A 918-nucleotide genomic window follows, 5' to 3' on the forward strand; every position below is an offset into this window, starting at 1 on the left:
GGCGCCGTGCCGGATAGCGGGTGCGGCCGCGCGCCGGCGACCGCCGCTTTGGCTACCGTCACGCTGGCAACCGTCGCGGCGATCAGCGTGACGCCCGCGGACGCGGCCGCCGTGACGCTGGGGGAACGGAATCTGAGACCGGACATAGGGCGCCCCACTGCCTGGGAGATGGTCGGGACGCGACGCGGCGCACGGCGCACCCAATGTATGCCGAATACCCCATGATGGCATGACATCCGCCGGATCATCGCGTTTCAGCATACCGACGCTAGGCCGAAACGATATTGCCTGTCCAGCTCGTTTTGAATATGGACCGAAAATTCTTTGAAATTGGCTGAAAACAGCCGAAAATTCTTTTCACGGAGGAAGATTCGGCGTGAAAACCGGTGAGTCCATTCCCCTTCCAGTATGCTGAAACACCGGTTATGTAGAGGTTGGTTCGGCGTGATGGGCATCCGGTATACGAATGGATCTGCAGCCACGATGGAGCCCAGTGAACGCACGCGGAGCCCGCATGTCATGACGTCGCCGTCGCGCCCGAAACCACGCTATGATGTCGTCGTCGTCGGCGCGGGGATCATCGGGCTGTCCACCGCCCTGTTCCTGCGGGAGCGCGGCCTGTCCGTCGCGGTCCTCGACAAGGGTGTTCCGGCCTATGAGCAATCCAGCCGCAACTGGGGCTGGATGCGCACCGTCGGGCAGGACATGGCCGAGCTGGAACTGGCCCTGCAGAGCCGCCCGCTGTGGCGCCGATGGGCGGCCGAGGGCGATTTCGGCTTTCGGCCCTGCGGGCTGGTGTCGCTTGCCGAGACCGAAGCGGAGTGGTCGGCCCTGCAAGCCTGGTTCGCCCAGGCCCGCGGCCGGGGACTCGATACGCGGGAACTGGATTCCGAGGCGGTCGCCCGCGCCCTGCCCCAG

The 918-nt window shown here is 65.3% G+C and carries 1 protein-coding gene; it reads left to right on the forward strand.

All coding sequences use genetic code 11. The features are described from left to right. Positions 1 to 519 precede the first annotated feature (519 nt). The coding region (locus HUK84_RS20265) for an NAD(P)/FAD-dependent oxidoreductase (protein ID WP_246285798.1) at positions 520 to 918 on the forward strand (399 nt) is incomplete at its 3' end.

Source organism: Nguyenibacter vanlangensis (assembly GCF_013376155.1).
In the GTDB taxonomy this organism is placed as follows: Bacteria; Pseudomonadota; Alphaproteobacteria; order Acetobacterales; family Acetobacteraceae; genus Gluconacetobacter; species Gluconacetobacter vanlangensis.